Origin of the sequence: Bradyrhizobium sp., from assembly GCF_049519115.1 — a bacterium.
In the GTDB taxonomy this organism is placed as follows: domain Bacteria; phylum Pseudomonadota; class Alphaproteobacteria; order Rhizobiales; family Xanthobacteraceae; genus Bradyrhizobium.
The window spans coordinates 24011-49406 of the sequence record NZ_JBEKRB010000008.1; the positions used below are offsets into that span (position 1 = coordinate 24011).

Here is a 25396-nt window from a genome sequence, read left to right on the forward strand (position 1 = left end):
CTTGTGCGCAATTGCGCACTGGCGCGGGGACCCATACGCCGCGGCGATAGTAAAGTGAGCGAGCTGGTTGACGCTCTGCGCGACGACAGCTCCCTGTGGTTATGGGTCCCTGCTTTCGCAGGGACGTTCCGATGCTCGTGAAGGACCCGAAAGCTTCTTCTCATGCTCACCGAAACCGCCGACTACGACAAACTCTGCCGCGAGTTTCGTTGGGAAATTCCGGCGCGATTCAACATGGCGACCGCGTGCTGCGACCGCCACGCCGACGGCAGCGGGCGCCTCGCGCTGATCTATGTCGATGAGGACGGCTCCTCGCGCCACACGTCCTTCGATGAACTGGCCGACATGTCGCGCCGCTTCGCCAATGTGCTGGTCGCCGACGGGCTGACGCGCGGCGACCGCGTCGCGTTGTTCCTGTCGCAATCATTGGAATTGCCGCTCGCGCATCTTGCGGCATTTCGCGCCGGCATGATCTCGATCCCGCTGTTTGCGCTGTTCGGCGAGGATGCGCTGGAATTTCGTCTCGCCAATTCCGGCGCAAAAACCATCGTCACCGACGCGATCGGCTGGGAGAAGCTGAAGCGAATCCGCGATAAACTTCCCGATCTGAAAAATATCTACCTCGTCGGCGACGACACGCCGGCAGGCACAAAATCATTCTGGCCGGCGTTGCAGGCGGCGTCCTCCGAGTTCGTCACCGTCGACACCGCGGCCGACGATCCCGCGATGATCATCTATACCTCGGGCACGACCGGCAATCCAAAGGGCGCGCTGCATGGCCATCGCGTGCTGCTCGGCCATCTGCCCAATGTCGAGATGATCCACGACTTCTTTCCCAAAGCTGATGACGTGATGTGGACTCCGGCCGACTGGGCCTGGATTGGCGCCCTGTTCGATGTGCTGTTTCCGGCGCTCTATCACGGCGTGCCGGTGGTCGGGCATCGCGCGCGGAAGTTCGATCCGCATGCCGCGATGCAGCTGATGGCCGATCATAAGATCCGCAACGTGTTTCTGCCGCCGACCGCGCTGAAACTCATGCGCCAGGCGGAAGTCAAGAATCCGAACGTGAAGCTGCGCAGCATCTTCTCGGGCGGCGAAGCGCTGGGCGCGGAGCTGCTGGATTGGGTGCGCGCGACCTTTGGCATCGAGGTCCACGAAGGCTACGGCCAGACCGAATGCAACCTCTCCATTGGGAATAACGCAAAACTGTTTCCGATCCGCCCGGGTTCGATGGGCAAGGCGACGCCGGGTTTCGACGTGCACATCATCGATGACGAGGGAAATGAATTGCCGAGGGGAGAACGCGGCATCATCGGCGTTCGCCAGCCCAATCCCGTCACCATGATCGAATACTGGAAAAATCCGGACGCGACGAAAAAGAAATTCGCCGGGGAGTTTCTCTTGACCGGCGATCTCGGACGGCAGGATGAGGACGGCTACTTCTGGTACTTGAGCCGCGAGGACGATGTCATCACCACGGCCGGTTACCGCGTCGGCCCTTCCGAGATCGAGGATTGCCTGCTCAAACATCCGGCGGTCGCGATGTCAGCCGTGGTCGGCGTTCCCGATCCCGTTCGCACCGAATCGATCAAGGCGTGGATCGTGCTACGGCCGGGCTTTGCGCCGAGTGATCAACTCGCGCGCGAGATCCAGGATTTCGTGAAGGTCAAACTCGCCGCGCATGAATATCCGCGCTTTGTCCAGTTCACGGACGTGCTGCCGATGACGGCCACGGGCAAGGTGCTGCGGCGTGAATTGCGGGCGTTGGGATAATCGAGATAATCGGGACGCCTATTGTTTGCGGGCCTTGCCGACTGGTGTCATGCCGGAGTTCTTGATCGCCGTTGTGCTTTGATCCGAGGAGAGGTAATCGATGAATTGTTTCGCTTGTTCGGAACTCCTGGACGTGCCGACGATCGCGGCCGTGAACACCTGAACGAGTTGCACGTCGTCAGGCAGCGGGCCGACGATCTCGATGCCCGGCTGATTGACGAGTTCGCTGACCGGACCAATCGCCAGATCCGCTTCGCCGGCGGCCACCGCGCCTGTCGATTCGATGCCGCGGGCAAACAGTTTTGAGGCCACTTTGTCGGCGATCCCAAGCCGAGGGAATATCTCGTCCTTCAGAAAAATGCCGCTGGTGCTTGCCGGCAGCGCCACCAGATGCGCGCTGAGCAGCGCTCGCTTGAGCGCATCGACGCTGCCGACGTCCGGCTTGGCGCTTCCCTGCCGCACGGCCGCGCCCAGCGGCACGCTGGCCAGTTTCATTTCCGAGCCTTTGGCGATCCGGCCCGCTGCGATCAACTCACCAAGACCTTCTTTCGAAAGAATGACGACATCGACGCCGACGCCCTGCTCAAGCTGCGACTTGATGGTTTTCGGTCCCGTTCCCTGAGAGGCACCGGACAACGTCGTCACCGTCATGCCCATGCTGCGCTCGAACTCCGGCAGAATCTGCTTGTAGGCGAGCGAAAAGCCGCCGGAGATCATGACGGTCAGTTTTTCCATGGCGTTTCCTTCGGATGTCGCAAAGGATGTTGCCAGAGTGACGGCCAGAATGGCCAGTGCGCGTTTCAGCATTTTGGCCTCTACAACAAGGGTGACGCTAGAACTGCCAGTGCGCGCGGGCGGTGAAGACGTTCACCGGGCCACGGTCGGCGTTGTAGCCGGGATTGGCAATGAATTGATAATCGAAGCTCAGCTTCACCGAGGCATTCAGCGCATAGCTGTAATATGCCTCTAAAATCTTCTCCAGCCCGTAGTTCGTCAGTTGCCCGTCGCCGACAAGGATGCCGAGCCCGCCGGCGTTGAGGAAGGCAACATGAGCGTTCGAGATTCCGTTGACGACGCCGGCGATGCCGACGGTGTCATCGGGGCGCCCCCACGACTTGCCTGATATCGAGACGCCGCCCGACACGGTGCGGTCGATGTCGGTAAAGTCCCAGGGCTCGATGTCGCCGTCAGCCCATCCTGCGCGCAAGAATACGCCAAGTGTCGCGGTGATCTGCTGTTCGACGTTGAGGCTGACGCCAGGGCGGCTGGTATAGGCGCGCACCGCATTGATGTCGGCAGGTAGTCCCGTGACTTGTGCGAGCGCAACCGCATCGTTGAAATTTCCGGCATTGCCGCGGTTCAGAAAGCCGGTGATCTTGATCTTGCCCGGCTGGCCCCAGAGGTCGTAGCGGCGCTCGATTTCACCAAGCAGCGAGAACTGCTGGAAGGTAGGGTCGAGTGCAACGCCGATGGGGCTATTGCCGCCCGTGGGTGTCACAGAGAGGTCGAATACGCCCCCGCGAAACGCCCATGAACCGGTGTACCATTCGGCGGCCGCGCCGTAATTGTAGCCCCAGCCATCGGCGGCGTAGTCGAATGTGCCGGCGTTGACCAGCGACCAGTTCAAGAAATCGGATTTCGCATTGTTGGCATAGCGGTTGGTGTCGAAGATATCATTGACGCCGAAAAGGCCGACCGTCAGCACCAGCCGGTCGGTCGAGCGCGTGCCCTTGAACTGAGTGAAATCGTCGTCGACCTTCTCGGTATCGCCGCCGAGATTGATGGTCTGGCGCAGGAAGGCGCGTTGCAGGCGCGCATAGGGTGTGGACGAACCAAGTTTGTAGGCTTCGGCGCTGGTAAAGCCGGCCACGCCATGGGAATCGTTAAAACCGAAGCCCTGATCGATTTCCGGATTGGCCCAGAACTCCGCACCTTTCCAGAGTTTGACTCCGACGGAGAGTGTGGTGTCAAACGTCTCTTTCGATGCCCCGCCGCCGGAGAGGCTGTTAGCCCCTTCATAGGGTGAAGGAAACGCAGGGTGGCCTTGCTGGACGTAGGTTGCCTGCCCATGCACCGAAAAAATATCGGCGTTTTGCATGAAGTGTGACGGTGCGAAAGCAACTGGTGTCGACGGATCGTCAAAGCGGTAGTTGAGCGCCATCCGGAATTGATTGAGCGAGAAACCGGAGCTGACCCGCTGGCCAAACACCGGAAAGCTTTCGTTCACGGACGGAAAATCGGTCCAGAGGTATTCGCCGCGGATGGTCCAATGCGGCGCGAGCGCGGTCTCGACGCCGACGCCGGCGGCCCAGCCGAAGCGGTAGAGCAAGCGGTCTTCGGTATTGCCGGTCGCGTTTTGCATCAGCGTTTGTTGATTGTAGGTCCAGGCGAGGCCGCCCGTAGCATAGAACAGCCAGTGGCCGGGCGCATAGCCGATGCGGCCGCGAAACGTGCCCGACGCCAGCACGTTCTCGCTGAAGCTCCCAGTCCCGAAGGTTGGCGACGTCAAATTCGAAATGCCGCCGATCGTCATACCGGTGATGGGGTCGGGAAAAGTAGGAAACGATCCGTCGCCTTCGACGCCCAGCACCACGCGATTCCGGAGCATCCAGTTATAGCCGCCTTGCACGCCTTCAAACCAGCTGCCGCTTTCCTTGAAGGCATTGGGCGAATGATAAAGCCCAAAGGAACCCGACACCGGTGTACCGCCTCCGGTCGACGCCATCGACCAGCCCTCGCTTCCCGTCGCAAGGCCAATATGGCCACCGACATAAAAGCCGGTCCAGTCATAGTCGGTGGCCGCCGGCGGGGCTTTGACGGGAAGATCGGCCGCGCCGGCATCTGTCGCCAACAGGGCAAGCGACAATGCAACAGACGCGCCTCCGCAGAGGAGGCTGATCATTTCAGCCCGTCGAATCAAGACAGCCCACCATCCCCGTGACAAGTTCATTTCTTGTCATCGTGGCGGAGCAGATGTCAATGCAGGGCGCGGCCGTCAGAAGGCCAAGCAGACAGCCCTGTCATATTGCCGCAACATGATCGAATAGGCCTCGTGACCGAAATAGATCGGCGGCCATTTGTGGCGGGTCTGTTTCTGCCGTTGGGTTGGGGAGGAAGCGATTTCAAGCTTCCATCTTAAGGGCCTCATATGGGATCTCGAGCGGCGTGCCGGTTTCGAGGATGCTCTTGAGGCTGGACAGGATCGCAGGCCATCCCTTCGAGATGCCGGAGTAGAACTTGCAGCCCTCCGCAAAGCCTTCATGCGTCAGCGTCAGCTTGACCAGCTTGCCATAGGGCTCGAGCGTGAAGGTCGCCAGCGCCAGAAAGTCGTTCTTGTATTTGTCCGACAGATTCACAAACGTGTAGGCAAGCCGGCGCGGCGGATCATATTCCACGACCTTGCCGGCATCGGAGACGGTGCCATTGCTGCGCACCATCTCAAAGGACGAGCCGACCTTCCAGTCCGATCGGAGCCGCGCGCCGAACCAGTAGCGTTGAGTGAAATCGCCGTCGGTCAGCGCATGCCAGAGTTTTTCCGGCGTGGTTTCGATATAGGTGACGTAGACGAACTCAGGCTTACTCATCGCGCTTCTCCAGTTGTCGTTTCAACTCGCTGAGCGCGGTGAGCTTGCCGCGCTCGAATTTCTTAATCCACCGTTCGCCGATCTGATGGATCGGCACCGGGTTGAGGTAGTGCAGCTTCTCGCGGCCTTGCTTGTGCGTCGTGATAAGATTGGCCTCCTCGAGGATGACCAGGTGCTTGGTCACGGCCTGCCGCGTCATCGCGAGGCCCTCGCACAGTTCGTTCAGTGTCTGTCCGGCTCGAGCGTGAAGCCGGTCGAGCAGCGACCGTCGCGATGCGTCGGCCAGGGCCTTGAACACGTCGTCCATGGGTGAAGAAGATATGCAACCAAATGGTTGCCTGTCAAGGGGGTGTTTTGGCGGTCGCGTTTGCCTGTGCTAGTGATCGCCCAGCCAGCACAGATTGGTTTTGAAAACCTGGGTGGAAAAAACATGAACCGTTACGTCAAATCGGCAATCTGCTTCACTTCCCTGTTCGTTCTCTGCGGCACCGCGCATGCGCAGAGCGAGCCCAAACAAAAGATTACCGAACAAAAGATCGGCGCGCCTCCCGAAGCCTCCAACATGAAGTTGGTCGGCTACAACGATTTGCAGGCGCGCAGCGCCTATCAGCCGACCATCCACCATCAGGGAGACCGTTACATCGCCTATGTCGGCCATCACGGCGGGACCGATGAAATCCCCGATCCTGTCAATCCCTTGACCGGCAAGACTGAACCGAACGGGACTTCCATCGTCGACGTCACCGATCCCGCGCATCCGAAATATCTGGTCCACATTCCGGGTCAGGAAGGAAAGTACGAAGGCGGCGGCGCGCAGATGGTGCGCGTGTGCGACGGCAAGCAATTGCCCAAGGGCGATCCGAACGCAGTGTACATGCTGCGCGCGGTCGGCAGCGAGGGCCACGAGATCTGGAACACGGCTGATCCTTCGCATCCCGTTCTTGTCACCCGCATCGGCGAGGGGTTGAAGGACACGCACAAGAATTTTTGGGAATGCAATACGGGCGTCGCTTACCTCGTGTCAGGTAAGCCCGACTGGCGTACGCGCCGCATGACCATGATCTATGATCTCTCCGATCCCGCCCATCCCGTGAAGATCAGGGATTTCGGGCTTCCAGGTCAGGAGCCCGGCGCAACCGGCGAGGTGCCGACCGAAGTGCACGGGCCGATTTCCGCGGGGCCAGAAGGCAACCGGGTCTATTTCGGCTATGGCACCGACAAGGGCGGCTTCATGCAGATCGTCGACCGCGACAAGCTGCTGAACGGTCCGAAGGAGCCGACGCCGGAAAACCTGCGCTATCCGGAAATATCGCGAATGTCGATGTCGGCCTTCAACGGCGCGCATACGACGTTCCCGATGCTGAAAATGCCGATTGCCGAATTCGCCCATGACAAGAACCCGACGCGCGACATCGTCATGATCGTGGACGAGGAGATCGTCAACGAATGCGCCGAGCCGCGGCAGATGGTGTGGTTCGTCGACGTCACGATCGAAACCACGCCGATGGTGATTTCGAGCTACACGGCCAAGGAATCGAGCGGCGATTTCTGCCAGCGCGGCGGACGCTTCGGCGCGCACTCGTCCAACGAAAGCATGGCGCCGGTCTACTACAAGAAGATGGCGTTCATTTCCTACTTCAATGCCGGCGTTCGTGCGCTTGATATTCGCGATCCCTATCACCCGACCGAAGTTGGCTATTTCATTCCGCCGATCACGGCCAATACAGACAAGCGTTGTGTGAAGATCGACGGCAAGGACCGTTGCAAGGTCGCGATCCAGACCAACAACCTCGAGACCGACGATCGCGGCTTTATCTACATCGTCGATCGCGCCAACACCGGCATGCACATCCTGGAATTGACCGGAGACGCGCGGAAGATTGTGGACCTGCCGTAACCACCGTCCGTCACGGCCGGGATAAACCCGGCTATGACGCCGGTTACAATTACGAGACTTGCCATGTCCCTTCAGGTTTACCTCGCTTATGTCGCCGCCTGCGTCGGCCTCGCGCTTTTGCCAGGACCGATCGTGACGCTCGTGATCGCCAACGGACTGCGCCACGGCACCCGCGCGGCGCTGACCAATATTGCGGGCGTGCAGGCGGCGATGACAATCGTGATCGGCATCGTCGCGGTCGGGCTGGCCACGCTGATGGCGACCATGGGCTACTGGTTCGACTGGGTCCGCTTTGCCGGCGCCGCCTACCTGGTCTGGCTCGGCATCAAGCTGATCCGCCGGCCCGTCGAGGGCGTGGAGGCTGACGCGCCGCCACCGCCACGCGGGGGATTTTTCCTGCAGGGCTTTCTGGTCGCGCTGTCGAACCCCAAGCTATTGGTGTTCTTCGGCGCCTTCATTCCGCAGTTCGTGGACATGAACCAGGATCACCTGCCGCAGGTGGCACTGCTCGGCGTCACCTTCATGATCGTGGCGGCTTTGACGGATGGCGCTTACGCGCTGCTGGCTGGGCGCGTGCGGTCGTTCTTCTCGGCGCGGAGGACGCGGTTGCTGTCACGCGTCTCCGGCGGGGTCATGATCGGCGGCGGCGTCTGGCTCGCGCTGACGCGCGCGCGATAAGCCTTATCGTGTCCCGGACGCGGTGCAGCGCTGCTTGGCGGTGCACCGCAGAGCCGGGACCCAGCCCGGGAAATAGACCCCGGATCAGCAGCGCATCACGCCAGGAAGGGCGCGCCGCGCTGCGTCCGGGGAACGTCGATTCGCCGACAGCGCCATCGCATCAAGCCGGCAGCAGCGCCTGCATGCGCAATTCTGCTTCGATCTCGCCAAAAATATTCGCCAGCCGCTCCGCCCATTCCGTCTCGCCCGCCTGATCCGAGATCAGATCCTGGCGGATTTCGATGCCGGTATTCATCAGCCCGCGTGCTTCGCCATGGACGGGTATCGTATAATCGGTCTCGTTACTCACGGCATAAGGCTCGTTGTCGCCGACCACGAGGTCGGCCTGCGCGCGCAGACTTTTGAGCAGCAGCGGCGGCAGGCGAGCATCGCTCTGATAGAGCGTGCCGACGTGCCAGGGCCGGTTGATGCCGGCATAGACCGGCGTGAAACTGTGCAACGACACCAGCACCGTCGGCATGCCCTCACGCAAACGCCCATCGATCACGTCAGTGATGTGGCGATGGTAGGGCTCGAACACTTCGCGCCGACGCGCCGCCACGGCCTCGCGGGCGAGCCCCTCATTGCCGGGGATGGTGGTGGCCTCGCTCATCAGCGGGATCGAGCTTGGCGAGGTAAAAGGTCGGTTGCAGTCGATGACGAGCCGCGAATAGGCCTGCGCGATCAGATGCGCGTCGAGATGCGCCGACAGTGCACGAGCCACGCCGGCAATGCCGATGTCCCAGGCGATGTGCCGCGTCAGTTCGCTCGAAGGCAGGCCGAGGTTGCCGAGCTTCTCGGGGATGGCGCGGCCGAAATGATCCGAGGTCAGAAGGAACGGTGAGCGGCCCGACGGGTTGTGCTCCACGACCGGCGCGGCATCCTCGCTGTCAAGGAGTAACGATGTATCGCCGGCGTTCACCAAGACCATCATTCTTGCCCAAATTGCCTACTCAAGCGGCACCGCCGATCTCGAAATCTGCGATGATCGGTATAGATTACATCTTACAAAGTCATAATAATTGCAATCAACGATGCCGCGCCTGACGATTCACCACAAGACCGTATACCGCTATGCGCGCCCCGTCGCATTCGGCGAGCACCGGATCATGCTGCGTCCGCGCGACGGGCACGATTTGCGCGTCTTGTCCGGCGATCTCAGGATCGAGCCGCAGCCGATGTCGCTGCGCTGGATTCACGACGTGTTCGGCAACAGCGTGGCGATCGCGACGTTCGACGAGCGATCCGACCTCTTGAGCTTCACCTGGACCGCGACCGTCGATCATAACCCGGCGGAAGCATTCGCGCTGACACCGGATGACCACGCTTATTTCTATCCATTCTTCTACGACGAGGAGGAGTTTCCGGACCTCCGCGAGTTCATCACGCCGCATTACGGCGATCCGAACGGCGAGTTGTCGGCCTGGGCGCGGAAATTCCTCGACGCGGAAGCGCCGACCCCGACCTTCAAGATTCTGAGCCAGATGACCCACGGCATCCGCGATGCCTTTGCCTATCGCAAGCGGCATGAGCACGGCACCCAGCATCCGCTCGATACACTGCAGACGGGTTCGGGCACTTGCCGCGATTATGCGCTGCTGATGATCGAGGCGTTGCGGCGGCTCGGAATCGCCGCGCGTTTCGTGTCGGGTTATTTGTTTGTGCCGGCGGACGGCGGTTATCTCGGCGGCGGCTCGACCCATGCCTGGGTTCAGGTCTATCTGCCGAACGCGGGCTGGATCGAATTCGATCCCACCAACGGCATTGTCGGGACCCGCGATCTCATTCGCGTCGCGGTCGCGCGCGATCCGCGCCAGGCGATCCCGCTGCATGGCACCTATCTCGGACCCGCCGACGCCTTCCTCGGCATGGAGGTCGGCATCCGCGTCATCTCCGCCGCCGAACAAGTGGTGGAGACCTGATCATGCAGATCAAAGTCGGATTCGAAATCTCCTATACCGCGCCGCAGCCGACGCCGATGGTGATCATGCTGTCGATCCACCCCTCGCGCCGCCACGACATCATCGGCACCGAGACCATCGTCGCCGATCCGGATGTCTCGATCCGCTACTATCACGACTCCTTTGGCAATATTTGCGGCCGGCTGGTCGCGCCTGCCGGCGGTGTCACGTTGCGTGGCGACGCGCTGGTGCGCGATTCCGGATTGCCGGATACAGTCGCACCCGATGCCAGGCAAATGCCGGTCGAGCAATTGCCGGATGACGTGCTGGTCTATCTGATGGCAAGCCGCTACTGCGAGACCGACAAACTCGTCGATCTCGCCTGGTCCATGTTCGGCAATATCCAGCCCGGCTGGGAACGGGTGATGGCGATCTGCAACTATGTGCACGACCGCATCACCTTCGGCTACGAGCACGCCCACCACATGAAATCGGCGTTCGACGCCCATGAACAACGTGCCGGCGTCTGCCGCGATTTCGCGCATCTGGCTTTGACGCTGTGCCGTTGCATGGGCATTCCGGCGCGCTATTGCACCGGCTATATGGGCGATATCGGCATTCCGCCGGATCCGGCTCCGATGGATTTTTCCGGCTGGTTCGAGGCCTATCTGTCCGGCCAGTGGTACACTTTCGACGCCCGCCATGTCGTGCCGCGCATCGGCCGCATCGTGATGGCGACCGGGCGCGATGCCGCCGACGTCGCGCTCTCCACAAGCTTTGGCCGGATGAACCTCGCCAAATTCTTTGTCGTCAGCGACGAAGTGAAGGCCTGATGACGGATCTTCTCTTCGTCTACGGCACCTTGATGCGCGGCTATGCGCATCCGATGGCCCGGCTTCTGTCGGCGAACGCTGAGTTCCTCGGCGAAGCAAGCTGCCGAGGCCGGCTCTACCAAGTGAAGCATTATCCCGGCCTCGTGCTGTCGGATGATGCGGCCGATATCGTCTTCGGCGAACTCTATCGCCTGCGCGCGGTGGAGGATTTGCTGCGCGAGTTCGACATGTATGAGGCGTGTGGCGAGGGTTTTCCCGAGCCCACCCAGTATGTACGCCACACGCTTTCCGTTACGCTCGCCGACGGCAGCCTCACGGACGCCTGGACCTATATCTACAACTGGCCGGTTGAAGCGCTCGCCCGCATTGAGTCCGGCCGGTTTTTGTGAAGGCAAGACACCTACCGTCGTCATTCCGGGGCGCATCGTTAGGTGCGAGCCCGGAATCCATTTCTCCCAGCAACGTTGCGGCGCTATGCATTCCGGGCTCGCGCCAAGAGGCGCGCCCCGGAATGACGAGTAAGGGATCACGCCCGTTTCTTGGGCTTGGCCTTTTGCCGCATGTAGGATCGCAGCACCGCATTCATCCGGCGCTGATAACCGTCGCCCTGACTCTTGAAATAATCGAGCACGTCTTCATCGACGCGGATAGAGATCGCCTTTTTTCGCGCAGGTATCACCAGGACGGAGTCAGACCAGTCGATATCGATGGGTGTGGCATCGGGATCGTTAGCAACGGCCTTGACGATGTCTTCGTCCGTTAGCGCATCGACGCGGGCCCAGTCAGTCTTGCCCTTTCTCGGTGAGTCCCTTGAAACGATCGTAATATTTTTTTCGCTCGTCGCGCCGCGCCCGCCGTGCCGAGATGATCCAGCAGAGCGAGCCCCGGATCGCACAGGCGACCGCGACTTCCCTCCCTTCGACATAACCGAAGATTTGATACCTGACTTCGCCATGACGATCCGATCGGCGGATGAAGGTTGGGCCGTCGAGAATTCCGCGCGCGTCCTCGAAGTCGATCTTGTGATTTCGCAGGTTGCTTTCGCGTTTCTTCGGATCCCATCCGAATTCACGCACGCCTGCGAATAGCCGCTGCACGTCTTCCGTCATAGCAAATCGTCCCCGAATTCGGAGTTTCGACACGGTTGGTACCGCTCGAGGTTCGCTATGACGGTGATGAAGCCCTATGCCCTTGCTGCTCGCCGCACCTCGACAAGTTATGTATATACGATTGTAATGTGGTGTTCAAGCCCCCAGTCGTCATTCCGGGGCGCGAGTGAAACGAGCGAGCCCGGAATCCATTTCTCCGAGCATTGTTGTGGTCCAATGGATTCCGGGCTCGCGCCAAGAGGCGCGCCCCGGAATGACGGGGAGGGCTGTGAATAGCGGCTAGAAGGCCGATATTCTTCGTAATTTCGTCCCAGCACCCTATATCGGTTGTCGGTTAGCCCCGACTCAGACAACCGCGCTAGAATCGCCCCATGCGCTTTACGGCCCAATTCCTCGAAGAGTTGCGCGCCCGGCTTCCGGTGTCGGAAGTCGTGGGCCGCCGCGTCAAATTGAAGAAGGCGGGACGCGAGTGGCGAGGGCTGTCGCCGTTTCAGCAGGAGAAAACCCCGTCGTTTTTCGTCAACGACCAGAAACAGGCGTGGTTCGATTTCTCCTCCGGCAAGAACGGCAATATTTTCGACTTTCTGATGCAGACCGAAGGCGTTTCGTTCCCGGAAGCCGTGGAACGGCTCGCCAACATGGCTGGCCTGCCGCTGCCGGCGGTAACGCCCGATGCTGCGCGCCACGAGGCACGGCGCAAGACGCTGCACGACGTGATGGAACTCGCGGCGAAATTCTTTGCCGATACGCTCGCCTCGCGCAACGGCGCCAAGGCGCGCGGCTATCTCGCGGATCGGGCGATTTCGCCCACCACGCAAGTGCAGTTCCGCCTCGGCTATGCGCTGCCCGATCGCTTTGCGCTGAAGGAACATCTGGGCGCCCAAGGCATCTCGGTCGAGGACATGGTCGAGACCGGTCTTCTGATCGGCGGCGACGATATTCCGGTGCCCTATGATCGATTTCGGGACCGCGTGATGTTTCCGATCACGGACGTGCGCGGCCGCGTGATTGCCTTTGGCGGCCGCGCGCTCGAGAAAGACGTGCCGGCGAAATATCTGAATTCGCCGGAAACCCCTTTGTTTCACAAGGGCGACCAACTCTACAATCTCAGCTCCGCGCGGCAGGCCGCACATAACGGCAGTCCGATCGTGGTGGTCGAAGGCTATGTCGACGTGATTGCGATGGTCGGCGTGGGCTATCCGGCGAGCGTCGCCCCGCTCGGCACGGCGCTGACCGAAAACCAGCTGGCGCTGCTCTGGAAAATGGCCGACGAGCCGATACTTTGTTTCGACGGCGATCGCGCCGGACAAAAGGCGGCATGGCGCGCCGCTGACCTCGCGCTGCCGCATCTTGCACCCGGAAAAAGCCTGCGCTTCGCGCTGTTGCCGGAAGGCCAAGACCCTGACGATCTGGCCCGGGCCGGCGGGCGCGCGGCGATCGACGACGTGATCGCCGCCTCGCGCGGGCTTGCCGACATGATCTGGTCGCGCGAAATCGAAGGCGGCAATTTCGCAACGCCGGAGCGGCGCGCGGCGCTGGAAAAACGTATAGGCGAAATTTCAAACGGCATCGGCGACGAGGTGGTGCGGCGCTATTATCGCCAGGATCTGGCCGAGCGCTTAGGCCGCATGTTCGCTCCCGAGGTGGCGCGCGGCTCCGCCGGCGGCGGGCGTTATAGCGGTGGTTCCTACGGCGAATCAGCCCGGCGATTTGCCCCGCGGGGCGGCCAAAACCCCGGCCGGTTCGATTCCCGAGGCGGCCGTCCACAGGGATCTAGTGCCTTGCCTCGCGGCCCCTATCAGGCGGCCAGTTCGCAACTGGCGGCGAGCCCGATCATGCGCGGCCAGCGCAGCGCCCTGTCTCGCCGGGAGGCGCTGATCCTGCAATGTCTCATCAACCATCCCTGGATTTTGCATGATCACCTCGAGGAGGTCGCAGCCCTCGAGCTTGCCCATGGCGAGGCCCACAAGCTCCGCGCCGGCATCATCGCGGCCTTCGCCAACGATCATCACCATTCGCCTGACACCGCCGAGCAAACCGAAAAGATGCGGGCCGACCTGGCGGCTGCCGGATTTTCACAAATACTTCAAAGGGTTGAAAGCGGGATCACGACCGGGGCGGTGTGGGGCGCGAGGGTCGGGGCAGCCCAGGAGGATGTTCTTTCTACCTGGCACCAGCTCGTCGCCTTGCATCGTCAGTACCACTCCTTACTTAGGGAATTGAAGGACGCCGAGCTCGCTCTGGGCGAAGACGCGACCGAGGCCAGCATGGTCTGGCTGCGCGATATCAAGGCCCGGCTGTCCGAGGTGGACGGCACGGAAGCCATCATCGAGGGATTTGGCGAACTATCCGGCCGGTTCCAGCGTAGTGTTTAGGGCACGAGCGGGATCAAAATTTGTGCGGATGGCCGGCGTCGGAACCGCAAAAAGACTCGCCAAACCCGTGGTTTGGCGGCAAAAACAGGGTTAAGCAACGCTTAATGGCTTTGAGGCATTTAAGGGTGTAGCGGCCGCCGGTTCTTTATCGAAGAGACGCGTTCGAAAATAAACCGCAACGCGCGCTGTTCGAAAATCCGGCTATCCGCAATTTCCGCAATCTGCAGTTAAGGCCATTGTGCGAAATCCGGCGAAAGCGACTGGGGGTGGCGAGATTTGGCGCCGCCCTTTCGTGTCATGAGAGTGAGTTCTGGGTTTAGACGTTTCGAGATGGGCAAACGCCCCGCGATCGAAACGCGGTTGGGAGCAATGAATGGCCAGCAAGGCGAAGACGGTCCAGCTGAAAGACAAGGAAAAGGACGACAAGGCAGCCGACGCGCCTGAAAAGGATTCGCCCGACGCGCCTTCGCCGTTGCTCGACCTGTCGGATGCGGCCGTCAAGAAGATGATCAAGCAGGCCAAGAAGCGCGGCTTCGTGACCTTCGATCAGCTCAATGAAGTGCTGCCCTCCGACACCACCTCGCCCGAGCAGATTGAAGACATCATGTCGATGCTCTCCGACATGGGCATCAATGTCACCGAGGCCGAGGACGACGCCGAGGAAGACAAGCAGGAAGAAGCCGAGGACGATACCGACAACGAGCTTGTCGAGGTCACGCAGAAGGCCGTCACCGAAGTCAAGAAGTCCGAGCCGGGCGAACGCACCGACGATCCCGTGCGCATGTATCTGCGCGAGATGGGCACGGTGGAATTGCTGTCGCGCGAGGGCGAAATCGCGATTGCCAAGCGCATCGAGGCCGGCCGCGAGGCGATGATCGCGGGGCTCTGCGAAAGCCCGCTCACCTTCCAAGCCATCATTATCTGGCGCGACGAACTCAACGAAGGAAAGATCTTCCTTCGCGACATCATCGATCTCGAGGCCACCTATGCCGGCCCCGACGCCAAGAACAACATGAACCCGGCGATGATCGGCGCTCCTGTCGGAGCCGAAGGCGCGCCTGCCGCTGAAGGCGCGGCTTCCAACGGTCATGCTAACGGCAACGGCTCGGCGATGCCGGCAGCCGTGGCGCCTCCTGCGGCGCCGCCGTCGCCCACCCCGTTCCGTCCGCAACCCGCCGCCGGCGATGCCGAAGACGGCGAAAAGGATCCCGCAGAGGCTGCCGCTGAGTCCGATCTCGACGACGACGAGTTCGAAAACCAGATGTCGCTCGCCGCGATCGAGGCCGAGCTGAAGCCGAAGGTGGTGGAAACCTTCGACAAGATCGCCGACAACTACAAGAAGCTGCGGCGCCTGCAGGAGCAGGACATCTCCAACCAGCTCCAGAACGAGACGCTGTCGCCGGCGCAGGAGCGCAAATACAAGAAGCTGAAGGACGAGATCATCGTCGAGGTGAAGTCGCTGCGCCTCAACCAGGCCCGCATCGATTCCCTCGTCGAGCAGCTCTACGACATCAACAAGAAGCTGGTTTCATTCGAGGGGCGTTTGCTTCGTTTGGGTGACAGCCACGGCGTGGCGCGCGAGGATTTCCTGCGCAATTATCAAGGCTCCGAGCTCGATCCGCGCTGGCTCAACCGGGTCTCGAAACTCTCGGCCAAAGGCTGGAAGAATTTCGTCCATCACGAAAAGGACCGCATCAAGGAACTGCGAGGCGAGATTCAGCAGCTCGCGGCTTTGACCGGGCTTGAGATCGGTGAATTCCGCAAGATCGTGCACGGCGTGCAGAAGGGCGAGCGCGAGGCGCGCCAGGCGAAAAAGGAAATGGTGGAAGCCAACCTTCGCCTCGTGATCTCGATTGCCAAGAAATACACCAACCGCGGTTTGCAGTTCCTCGATCTGATCCAGGAAGGCAACATCGGTCTGATGAAGGCGGTCGATAAATTCGAATACCGCCGCGGCTACAAGTTCTCGACCTATGCGACGTGGTGGATCCGGCAGGCGATCACGCGCTCGATCGCCGACCAGGCACGCACCATCCGTATTCCCGTGCACATGATCGAGACCATCAACAAGATCGTGCGCACCTCGCGCCAGATGCTCAACGAGATCGGCCGCGAGCCGACCCCGGAAGAGCTTGCCGAAAAGCTCGGCATGCCCTTGGAGAAGGTGCGCAAGGTTCTCAAGATCGCGAAAGAGCCGCTCTCGCTGGAGACGCCGGTCGGCGACGAAGAGGATTCACACCTCGGCGATTTCATCGAGGACAAGAACGCGATTTTGCCGATCGATGCGGCGATCCAGTCCAACCTGCGCGAGACCACGACGCGCGTGCTGGCCTCGCTCACGCCACGCGAGGAGCGCGTGCTGCGCATGCGCTTTGGCATCGGCATGAACACCGATCACACGCTGGAGGAAGTCGGCCAGCAGTTCTCGGTAACGAGAGAGCGCATCCGCCAGATCGAGGCGAAGGCGTTGCGTAAGCTCAAGCATCCGTCGAGGTCGCGGAAGCTTCGTTCGTTCCTCGATAACTAATTCGGTCGTCATGGTCGGGCAAAAGCGCGAAGCGCGTCTTCGCTAGAATGTCCCGGCCATCCACGTCTTCAATCCAGTCTAAAAAAGCGGCAGGCGAAAGCCAGCCGCTTTTTTTCGACTAACGCTCGCGACGACGAGGGAGGTTGGACCTCGATTGAATCGAAGAATTACTTCTTCTTCGCGCCGACCCGGCTGATGCTCTTGATCTCAAGCGCAGGTCGTCCGGATTTCTCGGCGATCTCGCGGTCCTGCCCGGCAATGAACGCACGCGCGGGCTCGTCGCCATCCAACCCGCCGAGAAGCTCAGAAGGCACGCGACGGTTGGAGCGAACGGAGTCGTCTTCATAGACGACATTGAAAAAGGCAAACTCGCCTTTGGGATTGGTGCCGGGTTTTTTGGGCATGCGCGGCTTTTATCGATACGGGCGCAACTGTCAAATGAAATAGCCGAAATCCACGGGTAGCCAGACCTGCCTTGCGGCAACTGCTGTTCTCGGTCAGCGGAATTCCCTAGGCCTTCGTTTTGAATGCAACGTTCTGCACGAAATCTCGGGCGAAAATCCCGCCCCGGGAAACGCCGGATCATGTCATTTGCTGGGGTCAGCGAAGCGATGCCATGGAGGCGGCCGTGAGTGCGAATGGTTCTTTCATCACGCCCGAGGCGGACGCCACTGAGGCCCTATTCCGCCGCCAGGTGGCACGGTGGAGCTGGACTTCCGCGCTGGTTGAATTCCTCCGCTTCGGCATCAGGCAAGGCTGGGCTTGCCTGTTCGGCGGCATCGCGGTCGGCTTGATGATCTTGACCGCCTGGTTCTATCCCGCGCATGCGCCATTGGCGCGCTACGACTTTCTATTTTTATGCATGCTCGGCGTTCAGATCGCGCTGCTCACAAGCGGGCTGGAGACATGGGAAGAAGCCAAAGTCATCCTGGTCTACCACGCCGTCGGCACGCTGATGGAGATCTTCAAGACCTCGGTCGGCTACTGGATCTATCCGGAGCCTAATCTTTTTCGCGTTGCCGGCGTGCCGCTGTTTTCCGGCTTCATGTATTCCTGCATCGGCAGCTACATCTGCCGCGCCTGGCGGCTGTTCGATTTTCGATTTTCCAACCACCCGCCGCGCCGCCGTCTCGTCGCGCTCAGTGTCGCGATCTATGCCAATTTCTTCATTGACCATTTTGGTCTGGATTTTCGCCTGCTGCTGTTTGCGGCTGCCGCGCTGATGTTCGGCCGCACCACGATCTATTTCAAGGTCTGGCAAGTCTATCGCTCGATGCCGCTTCTTCTCGGCTTCGTGCTGGTGTCGCTGTTCATCTGGCTTTCGGAAAACATCGGCACCTTTACCAGAACCTGGCTTTACCCGTCGCAGCATCAAGGCTGGTCGGCCGTTCCCGTTGCCAAACTCGGCTCATGGTTCTTGCTCATGATTATCAGCTACACGCTGGTCAGCCTGATTAACGCGCCGCGGGCAGCCGCCGCTCACAAGATCTGATTCTGAACAGCCGCCAGCAATCCCTGCTGCCTTCATCGCGCGACCGATGGTAGACTTGCTTTCGTAAACCAGCCCCTTGTTCACGAGCGCTGGTCCATCAAGGGAGAAAGATAAATGTTCCGTCTTGCCGCCGTTGCTTCCGTTGTCCTGGCGTCCGCGTTGTTTGCGCCGGCCGCGTTGGCGCAAACTGCCGAGCCGCACCGTGTCGTGCTGAAAACCGCTGATCTTACCGGCACCGACAAGGAGATCATCATCGCCGTTCTGGAGGTGCCGCCGGGCTCTACCATCGCGCGGCATACGCATCCGGGCGAAGAAGCCGTCTACGTCCTGGAAGGCGCAAGGTTGCAGATGCCTGACGGCAAGGAGATCGACCGGCCGCCCGGGCAGGCCGGGGTGAATGTTCGCGACGTGCCGCATGCCGGTTACAAGGTCGTTGGCGACAAGTCGCTGAAGCTCTTGACCGTGCACATCGTCGACAAGGGCAAGCCGATGACGGTGCCGGCGCCGTAGGGGTGGATACGCGGAACTGAAACCAACCGTCGTCATTCCGGGATGCGCCGTCAGGCGCAGGCCCGGAATCCATGGTGCCGCATTATTAATGCGGGTAAAATGGATTCCGGGCTCGCTCGTTTCACTCGCGCCCCGGAATGACGGAGGAGGGGGGAGCGCAGCCGGTTACCCCGCCTTATGCCGCGCGATCAGCTGATTGGCGACGTCATCAAGACTGTCGCCGACGATGTGCGGCTGGGGACCGACGCCGAGGAGGTCGTTGCCCGGCCGCTTGATCAGCGCCGCTTCCCACTCCGAGGCGACCGCACCCAGCGTATCCCAGGTGTGGCAGGCGATCAGGCACATGTCGGAGGGCTTGGTGCCGAGTTCTTTCTCGGCATAGGCATAGGCCTCGCGCGACGGTTTGTGGTGTTTCACGCCGTCGGCGCTGAAGCGGCGCTCAAACAGATCGACGATGCCGCCATGTGTCAGCTGGCGCGTCTGCACTTCCAGCAGATTATCGGTCAGCGTGAACAGGCGGAAGCCGGCCTCGCGCAATTTGCGCAACGCCGCCGGCACCTCGGCGTGCGGCGGCATGGTCGAGAATTTGTCCGTCAATTCCTTTTTGTCGGCATCGGTGACTTTGATACCTTTTGTGTCCGCCAGCATTTTCATCACCGCGCCGCCGATATCGGTGAACGGCACATAACTGCCCGCCACCGTCAGCGCCGCGGAATACAGGATGAGGTTGGCGAACCAGAGCCGCATCGCGCTCTTGTCGTTGAAGATGCGCGCAAAGACAGGCTCCATCGTCTCGAGATCGAGCAGCGTTTCATTCACGTCGAAAACGATCAGGGGCAGTTTGGCCATGGGACAGGTCTCCTTCTTGTTGCCTGGTTGCTTCCTTGAGGATGGTTCGGGTTTGCCCTCAGCCCTTGTTTTTGAGCCTCTCTCGATGAGCCGCCTGCTTGGCGCGATTGCCGCAGATCGCCATGCTGCACCAGCGCCGCGTGCGCCTTGCCGTGTGGTCGGCAAACAGCAGCGTGCAGCTACTTCCTTCACACGCCTTCACGTCGGAGAAATTTTCCTCGCAGATGAACTCCGCCAACTTTTCACCGATCGGCAGCAGCAACGATTCCGCCGACCGCCAGCGGCGGGTCCGGTGCAACTCCAGGCGATCGCCATGGCCGTCATGATGCCGATGGATCAGGCTGAAGGTCTCGTCGTGTGCGAGCAACTTGTTCAGGGGATCAAGCTCGCGCAACGCGTTCGGCGAAAGCGGCTTGCCCATGTGCTTGCGGACAAAGCCTCGGCACCATTCGCGCAATTCCCTCGCTTGAGCGGCGACCTGATCGAGTTCGCTCCGCGTTGCGCGCGCCTTGATTTCCTTCAACACGTCGGCAGGGACGTAGTTAGCCTGGCTCAGCCAGTCCAACAGTCCTTCGCCATCCCCGATCCAGTCGACAGGCGTATCCACCGGCGTTGCGACCGAGTTGAGAAAATCGAGGCCCGGGGAGTCGGCAAGGAACATGGCGGGAGGGTGATGACTCATCGGCAAAAACGTTTCTCTTGATGTCTGAAGGGTCGGGAAAACATCTCAGAACGTAACCTGTTAAAAAGTATTTGACCAGTTATTGTCGATATGATAGTAACCTGTAAATAGCTAATATATAGGTTACGCCGAATCGGCGAGGGAGCACGAAAATGTCCGCCAACAATGTGAACGTGGTGCTGGCGCATGGAGCCTGGGCGGATGGATCGAGCTGGGCGCGGGTGATCGCGGCGCTCAAATCGGAAGGCGCAAATGTCGTGGCGGCGCCGTTGCCGCTGACCTCGCTCGCGGACGACGTCGCAGCCCTTGATCGCTCGCTCGCGCGTGTCGAAGGGCCTGTGGTTCTGGTCGGACACGCCTATGCCGGCGCGGTCATTGCCGAAACCCGGTCAAAACAGGTGAAGGCGCTGGTCTACGTCACGGCGCTCGCGCCCGATGAGGGCGAGAAAGTCGCCGACGTGTTCTACCGCGTCGCGCCGCACCCGCTGGCGCCGAAACTCGCGCCCGATGACAACGGCCTGATCTGGTTGCCCGAGGAGGCTTTCAAAAACGCCTTCGCGCAGGACGCCGGCACGGAGGACCTCGCGGTGCTCTCGGCCGTGCAGCGGCCGATCTCGCCGGCCTGCATCACCGTGCCCGTGGGGCGTCCGCTCTGGAAGGACGTGCCGAGCTGGTTCCTGGTCGCGGAAGAAGACCGCGTGATTTTGCAAGAGACGCAGCGTTTCATGGCCGAGCGGATGAAGGCGACGGTGAGGGTGCACACGGTCGATCATGCCCCGATCGTCACCGCGCCGCGTGTCGTCGTCGAAATCATTCAGGAAGCGATCCGTAGCGTCGCCGGTTGAAACCCCAAGCCAGGAACGAGCCAAGAAGGAGAAAATCCATGTCAGAAGTCGCATACAAGACCGCCGATGTAGATGGTTTCAAGATTTTCTATCGGGAAGCTGGCCGCAAAGGCGCGCCAAAACTTTTGCTGCTTCACGGCTTTCCGAGCTCAGGCCACATGTTCCGCGATCTGATCCCGCTGTTGAACGATGATTTCCACATCGTCGCGCCGGATCTGCCCGGCTTCGGCCAGTCCGACATGCCGTCGCGGGACACGTTCAATTATACTTTCGATCATATCGCCGATGTCATTGCGCGTTTTACCGAAGTGATCGGCTTCGATCGCTTTGCGGTCTATGTGTTCGACTATGGCGCGCCGACCGGTTTTCGGCTGGCGGTGCGGCACCCCGAGCGGATCACCGCCATCATTTCGCAGAACGGCAACGCCTATGAAGAAGGCTTGAGCGACGGCTGGAAGCCGCTCCGCGATTACTGGCGGGATCCTTCGCTGGAAAATCGCAAGGCGATGCGTGTACTCCTCGTACCGGAAACGACGCGCTGGCAGTATACCCATGGCGTCACGGACCAGACGGCGGTATCGCCCGACGGCTACAGCCTCGACAACTTCTATCTCGCGCGCCCCGGTGCGGACGAAATACAGCTCGATCTGATGGGCGACTACAAGAGCAACATCGCGCTTTATCCGGCCTTCCATGATTATTTCCGTAAATCAAAGCCGCCGTTGCTCGCGGTGTGGGGCAAGAACGATCCGTTCTTCCTGCCGCCGGGCGCCGAAGCGTTCAAGCGCGATATTCCCGGGGCGACCGTGCGCTTCTTCGATACCGGCCATTTTGCGCTGGAAACCCATGCGCCCGAGATCGGGGAGGCGATCCGCGAGTTTCTGGCTCGTTGAAGACGCAGGCTGATGGTATTGGGGCAAGCGGCGGGCGGAAGCCCGCCGTTGTCGTTGTCGCGTCATCGCAAATACATCTGGAACGGCCTAGACCAGAGCCCGTGTTGCGCTAAGCTGATTTGGGCAGAGATCACGCAACGTCAGGAATTTTTGTAATGAGCCACGGTAAAGGATTGATCCCCGCCTTCTCCATGCTGGCGGTGCTCGCCTGTTTGAGCTCGCAAGCTCACGCCGCCCAATGCGGCAACGGACCTGGCGGGTTTGAAGCCTGGAAACAGCAATTCGCAGGCGAGGCCCGCGCCAAGGGTGTTGGCGGTGCCGGCGTCGCGGCCTTGCAGCAGACGACGTATGCGAGCGCGACGATTGCGGCTGATCGCAGCCTGCACAGTTTCAAGCTCTCGCTCGACCAGTTTCTCGCCAAGCGCGGCGCGCCGGCCATCGTCGCGCGCGGCCGCGCCATGAAGCAGAAGAACGCGGCGCTGTTCGCCTCGATCGAGCAGCGCTACGGCGTGCCGGCCGGCCCGCTGATCGCGATCTGGGGCATGGAGACCGGTTTCGGCAGCCAGCACGGCAATCAGAACATGCTGTCTTCGATCGCGACGCTCGCCTATGACTGCCGCCGGCCGGAATATTTCACCGACCAGCTTTACGCGGCGCTGAAACTGATCGATCGCGGCACGCTATCCGGCAGCCAGCGCGGCTCGATGCATGGCGAGATCGGCCAGACGCAGTTCTTGCCCAAGACGATGCTGGAATACGGCGTCGGCAATCTCGAAAGTTCCTCCGGCGCGTTGTCCTCGACCGCGAATTTCCTCAAAGCCCATGGCTGGCGCGCCGGCGCCGGTTATCAGCCGAGCGAGCCGAACTTCGCGGCGATCGAGGAATGGAACGCGGCCCAGGTTTATCAAAAGGCGATCGCGCTGATGGGCCGCCAGATCGACGGCGGGGAGTGAGGGAGAGTGCGACGCGTGGGCATTAGCGGCTGATCACTCCGTCGTCATGCCCGGGCTTGACCGGGGCATCCACGCCTGATCTTCCTAATCTTTGCAGCAAAGTCGTGGATGGCCGGGACAAGCCCGGCCATGACGGCACTTATCTCACGATTTGCGGGGACCAAATGCGGATACATCGTCTCATTATTTTGTCCTTTGCCTTCATCGCATCCGCTCCCGCTTACGCCGCCCGTTGCGGCGGCGATTTCAATACCTTCGTGCAGAGCATGTCGGCGGAAGCGGCATCCGCCGGCATCTCGCAGGCCACGATCGCGCAGGCGCTTGGTGGCGTGCAGCAGGATTCCGGCGTGCTCGCCTTCGACCGGCGCCAGCGCGGCACCTTCACCAAAACCTTCGAGCAATATGTTTTGACCCGCGTAGGTTCCGGCCGCATCAATGGCGGACGCGCAATGCTGCAACGTTATGCGCCTCTGCTGTCGAGCATCGAGGCCAAATACGGCGTGCCGCGGCAGATCCTGGTCGCGATCTGGGGACTGGAAAGCGACTTCGGCAAGGGCGATATGGGAAAACTGCCGGTGTTTCGCGTGCTCGCGACCATGTCGCATGATTGCCGCCGCACCGAATTGTTTCAGGGCGAACTGCTCGCGGCGCTGCAAATCCTGCAACGCGGCGATCTGCCGTTGCGCGAGATGATCGGCGCCTATGCCGGTGAGATCGGGCAGACGCAATTTTTGCCGTCGTCCTACATCAAATACGGCGTCGATTTCGACGGCGACGGCCGCGTCGATCTGCGCCACAGCGTCGCCGACGTCCTCGCCTCGACCGCCAATCTGCTGCACACCAACGGCTTCAAGATGGGCGCGCCCTACGGCGAGGGCTCGGCCAATTTCGAGGCGATGCGCGAGTGGAATCACGCCGTCATCTACCGCAAGACCATCGCCTATTTTGCCGATCAGCTTGCGGGGCGGTGAGGGGCGAAAGCACGTCATTCCGGGGCGCGCGTTAGCGCGAACCCGGAATCCATCATGCAGCAAGCGCGCTCGGCGAAATGGATTTCGGGTTTTCGCTTCGCGAGCCCCGGAATGACGATTGATTATGTTGGACGAGCCATCCCGTCACTGCGAGCAGCGTAAGCGACGGAACAATCCACTCTTTTGCGCTGGATTGCTTCGCTGACGCTCGCAATGACAAAGAGTGCAAATTCAGGCGCTCTTCCCCCGCTTCGACATCTTCTCGATGCGCTTCGCCATCACGTTCCAGTAGGTGGCGGGGCGGAAGCGCTGCAGGATATCCATGAAGCGGGCGTCGCCGCCGATCAGGATGCGCGGCTCGTTCTTCTCGATGCCCTTGATGATCCGAAGCGCCGCATCCTTCGCCGAGGTCTTGGCGATGACGTCGAAGCGCTCGATCGACTGCACTCGCCGCTCATTGTCGGCGATGCCCGAACCTGTGCGTGAGTTGCGCACGATATTGGTCTTGATCCCGCCGGGATGCACGACGGAAAGCCGAACCGGGCTTTTGGCCATCTGCAACTCGTGGCGGAGCGCTTCCGAAAAGCCGCGGACGGCGAATTTTGCCGCCGCATAAGCGGTCTGGCCGGGCGGGGCGACAATGCCGAAAATCGAGGAGACGTTGACGATATGGGAAGCCGGCTGGCTAGCCAGGTGCGGCAGGAAGCCCCTCGTCGCATGCACCGCGCCCCAGAAGTTGATGTTGAGCAGCCACTCCATCTGCGCCTGATCGATCTCATGAAACAGGCCGAGCAGTGAAACGCCGGCATTGTTGATCAGGATGTTGAGCGCCGGGTGGGCCGCGATCGCCTCGCGCGCAAAGGCCGTGACTGCTTCGGACTCGCCGATATCGACGCGGTGAAGGCTGACTTTTCGCGAGGAACCTGTTCGTGCGGAGCCGGTGGCGATTTCGGCTGCGACCTCCCGCAGGCCGGCCTCGTCGCGATCGGCGAGCGCGAGATCGGCCCCGCGCGCGGCGAGTTCGATCGCCAAGGCCCGGCCGATGCCGCTCGCAGCGCCCGTGACGGCCACGGCGGCTTCTGGGATCGCGGTCATCTTCCGATCGCTCCGGCATTCGAGGGATAGGGTCCGCCACTGAAAGCGGATCGGGCAGGCAGGATCAAGGGGAAATCAAAACCGGAATCGAAAAGGCAGACATCAAAAAGGCGAGCCTTTGGCCCGCCGCATCATTCTCGTCATTCGAACTAGTGCCCGGGCAGAGCGAGGCTCCACCCGGGCTTTCGAAGCTACTTCTTCTTCGACTTCTTGGCCTTTTTCGCCTTCTTTGCCTTCTTCGCTTTCTTAGCCATAGCATCCTCTTTTGAGTTAATGGATTGAAACGCGACACGAGGCATGCTCGGCGGAGGGCCAGCCTCGCAATATCCTCAACTGTAATCCCAGCAGATTCGCGCGCGTCTGCCTCGCGTTGTCACGCGTGTGTCATTA

Annotated in this window: 25 protein-coding genes; 14 read left to right on the forward strand and 11 right to left on the reverse strand. The window is 61.0% G+C overall.

Annotated features, from left to right (window positions below):
* The first annotated feature begins 162 nt into the window (after nucleotides 1-162).
* Nucleotides 163-1773 (forward strand): acyl-CoA synthetase, encoded by a 1611-nt coding sequence (locus ABSE61_RS08405; RefSeq protein ID WP_423870624.1) that lies wholly within the window; start codon nucleotides 163-165, stop codon nucleotides 1771-1773.
* Nucleotides 1774-1791: 18 nt separating this feature from the next.
* Here the strand turns inward: ABSE61_RS08405 and ABSE61_RS08410 are convergent, their stop codons facing one another.
* The 4 genes from ABSE61_RS08410 to ABSE61_RS08425 form a co-directional block, all read right to left on the reverse strand.
* Nucleotides 1792-2580, reverse strand: coding sequence for a molybdate ABC transporter substrate-binding protein (locus ABSE61_RS08410; RefSeq protein ID WP_423870625.1), 789 nt, complete (start codon nucleotides 2578-2580; stop codon nucleotides 1792-1794).
* A 25-nt stretch (nucleotides 2581-2605) separates the two neighbouring features.
* Complete coding sequence (locus ABSE61_RS08415) at nucleotides 2606-4675, reverse strand: carbohydrate porin (protein WP_423870626.1); 2070 nt, start codon at nucleotides 4673-4675, stop codon at nucleotides 2606-2608.
* A 220-nt stretch (nucleotides 4676-4895) separates the two neighbouring features.
* Nucleotides 4896-5357, reverse strand: coding sequence for an SRPBCC family protein (locus ABSE61_RS08420; protein ID WP_423870627.1), 462 nt, complete (start codon nucleotides 5355-5357; stop codon nucleotides 4896-4898).
* Nucleotides 5350-5664, reverse strand: coding sequence for an ArsR/SmtB family transcription factor (locus ABSE61_RS08425; RefSeq protein WP_423870628.1), 315 nt, complete (start codon nucleotides 5662-5664; stop codon nucleotides 5350-5352). Before ABSE61_RS08425 ends, ABSE61_RS08420 begins: the two co-directional genes overlap by 8 nt.
* A gap of 123 nt (nucleotides 5665-5787) precedes the next feature.
* Between ABSE61_RS08425 and ABSE61_RS08430 the strand changes: the two genes are divergently transcribed.
* Complete coding sequence (locus tag ABSE61_RS08430; RefSeq protein ID WP_423870629.1) at nucleotides 5788-7254, forward strand: LVIVD repeat-containing protein; 1467 nt, start codon at nucleotides 5788-5790, stop codon at nucleotides 7252-7254.
* Between the two features lie 63 nt (nucleotides 7255-7317).
* On the forward strand, nucleotides 7318-7932 hold the full coding sequence (locus ABSE61_RS08435; protein WP_423870630.1) for a LysE family translocator: 615 nt from the start codon (nucleotides 7318-7320) through the stop codon (nucleotides 7930-7932).
* A gap of 160 nt (nucleotides 7933-8092) precedes the next feature.
* On the opposite strand, the gene ABSE61_RS08440 is transcribed toward ABSE61_RS08435, so the two are convergent.
* Complete coding sequence (locus tag ABSE61_RS08440) at nucleotides 8093-8902, reverse strand: N-formylglutamate amidohydrolase (RefSeq protein WP_423870873.1); 810 nt, start codon at nucleotides 8900-8902, stop codon at nucleotides 8093-8095.
* A gap of 103 nt (nucleotides 8903-9005) precedes the next feature.
* Between ABSE61_RS08440 and ABSE61_RS08445 the strand changes: the two genes are divergently transcribed.
* Genes ABSE61_RS08445 through ABSE61_RS08455 form a run of 3 tightly spaced genes read left to right on the forward strand, consistent with a single transcriptional unit; the run spans nucleotide 9006 to nucleotide 11094 of the window.
* Nucleotides 9006-9893: a transglutaminase family protein gene (locus tag ABSE61_RS08445; RefSeq protein WP_423870631.1), complete on the forward strand. Its 888-nt coding sequence runs from the start codon at nucleotides 9006-9008 to the stop codon at nucleotides 9891-9893.
* Between the two features lie 2 nt (nucleotides 9894-9895).
* Nucleotides 9896-10705, forward strand: coding sequence for a transglutaminase-like domain-containing protein (locus tag ABSE61_RS08450; RefSeq protein WP_423870632.1), 810 nt, complete (start codon nucleotides 9896-9898; stop codon nucleotides 10703-10705).
* Nucleotides 10702-11094, forward strand: coding sequence for a gamma-glutamylcyclotransferase family protein (locus ABSE61_RS08455; RefSeq protein WP_423870874.1), 393 nt, complete (start codon nucleotides 10702-10704; stop codon nucleotides 11092-11094). Before ABSE61_RS08450 ends, ABSE61_RS08455 begins: the two co-directional genes overlap by 4 nt.
* A gap of 137 nt (nucleotides 11095-11231) precedes the next feature.
* On the opposite strand, the gene ABSE61_RS08460 is transcribed toward ABSE61_RS08455, so the two are convergent.
* Both ABSE61_RS08460 and ABSE61_RS08465 read right to left on the reverse strand, forming a co-directional pair.
* Nucleotides 11232-11384, reverse strand: coding sequence for a BrnA antitoxin family protein (locus tag ABSE61_RS08460; protein WP_423870633.1), 153 nt, complete (start codon nucleotides 11382-11384; stop codon nucleotides 11232-11234).
* Between the two features lie 103 nt (nucleotides 11385-11487).
* The gene (locus ABSE61_RS08465; RefSeq protein ID WP_423870634.1) at nucleotides 11488-11814 is read right to left on the reverse strand and encodes a BrnT family toxin; all 327 of its coding nucleotides are present in this window, start codon (nucleotides 11812-11814) and stop codon (nucleotides 11488-11490) included.
* Nucleotides 11815-12185: 371 nt separating this feature from the next.
* Between ABSE61_RS08465 and dnaG the strand changes: the two genes are divergently transcribed.
* The gene (gene dnaG, locus ABSE61_RS08470; RefSeq protein ID WP_423870635.1) at nucleotides 12186-14189 is read left to right on the forward strand and encodes a DNA primase; all 2004 of its coding nucleotides are present in this window, start codon (nucleotides 12186-12188) and stop codon (nucleotides 14187-14189) included.
* Nucleotides 14190-14562: 373 nt separating this feature from the next.
* The gene (rpoD, locus tag ABSE61_RS08475) at nucleotides 14563-16716 is read left to right on the forward strand and encodes an RNA polymerase sigma factor RpoD (protein WP_423870636.1); all 2154 of its coding nucleotides are present in this window, start codon (nucleotides 14563-14565) and stop codon (nucleotides 16714-16716) included.
* A 167-nt stretch (nucleotides 16717-16883) separates the two neighbouring features.
* On the opposite strand, the gene ABSE61_RS08480 is transcribed toward rpoD, so the two are convergent.
* On the reverse strand, nucleotides 16884-17120 hold the full coding sequence (locus ABSE61_RS08480) for a hypothetical protein (protein WP_423870637.1): 237 nt from the start codon (nucleotides 17118-17120) through the stop codon (nucleotides 16884-16886).
* Between the two features lie 290 nt (nucleotides 17121-17410).
* Between ABSE61_RS08480 and ABSE61_RS08485 the strand changes: the two genes are divergently transcribed.
* Both ABSE61_RS08485 and ABSE61_RS08490 read left to right on the forward strand, forming a co-directional pair.
* Nucleotides 17411-18208, forward strand: a complete 798-nt coding sequence (locus tag ABSE61_RS08485) for a DUF817 domain-containing protein (RefSeq protein ID WP_423870875.1) — start codon at nucleotides 17411-17413, stop codon at nucleotides 18206-18208.
* A 114-nt stretch (nucleotides 18209-18322) separates the two neighbouring features.
* Nucleotides 18323-18718 (forward strand): cupin domain-containing protein, encoded by a 396-nt coding sequence (locus ABSE61_RS08490; protein WP_423870638.1) that lies wholly within the window; start codon nucleotides 18323-18325, stop codon nucleotides 18716-18718.
* Nucleotides 18719-18883: 165 nt separating this feature from the next.
* On the opposite strand, the gene ABSE61_RS08495 is transcribed toward ABSE61_RS08490, so the two are convergent.
* A complete protein-coding gene (locus ABSE61_RS08495) occupies nucleotides 18884-19567 on the reverse strand; it encodes a haloacid dehalogenase type II (RefSeq protein ID WP_423870639.1) in 684 nt (227 codons plus the stop codon).
* Nucleotides 19568-19625: 58 nt separating this feature from the next.
* Entirely contained in the window at nucleotides 19626-20249 is a 624-nt protein-coding gene (locus ABSE61_RS08500) for a CGNR zinc finger domain-containing protein (RefSeq protein WP_423870640.1), read from the reverse strand.
* A 152-nt stretch (nucleotides 20250-20401) separates the two neighbouring features.
* Here ABSE61_RS08500 and ABSE61_RS08505 point away from each other — a divergent pair, with 152 nt between their 5' ends.
* The 4 genes from ABSE61_RS08505 (at nucleotide 20402) to ABSE61_RS08520 (ending at nucleotide 23911) form a co-directional block, all read left to right on the forward strand.
* Nucleotides 20402-21094, forward strand: coding sequence for an alpha/beta fold hydrolase (locus ABSE61_RS08505; protein ID WP_423870641.1), 693 nt, complete (start codon nucleotides 20402-20404; stop codon nucleotides 21092-21094).
* A gap of 38 nt (nucleotides 21095-21132) precedes the next feature.
* Nucleotides 21133-21987, forward strand: a complete 855-nt coding sequence (locus ABSE61_RS08510; protein WP_423870642.1) for an alpha/beta fold hydrolase — start codon at nucleotides 21133-21135, stop codon at nucleotides 21985-21987.
* A gap of 191 nt (nucleotides 21988-22178) precedes the next feature.
* Entirely contained in the window at nucleotides 22179-22940 is a 762-nt protein-coding gene (locus tag ABSE61_RS08515) for a lytic murein transglycosylase (RefSeq protein ID WP_423870876.1), read from the forward strand.
* A gap of 164 nt (nucleotides 22941-23104) precedes the next feature.
* On the forward strand, nucleotides 23105-23911 hold the full coding sequence (locus ABSE61_RS08520) for a lytic murein transglycosylase (RefSeq protein ID WP_423870643.1): 807 nt from the start codon (nucleotides 23105-23107) through the stop codon (nucleotides 23909-23911).
* Between the two features lie 231 nt (nucleotides 23912-24142).
* Here the strand turns inward: ABSE61_RS08520 and ABSE61_RS08525 are convergent, their stop codons facing one another.
* Complete coding sequence (locus tag ABSE61_RS08525; protein ID WP_423870644.1) at nucleotides 24143-25006, reverse strand: SDR family NAD(P)-dependent oxidoreductase; 864 nt, start codon at nucleotides 25004-25006, stop codon at nucleotides 24143-24145.
* Nucleotides 25007-25396: the final 390 nt, after the last annotated feature.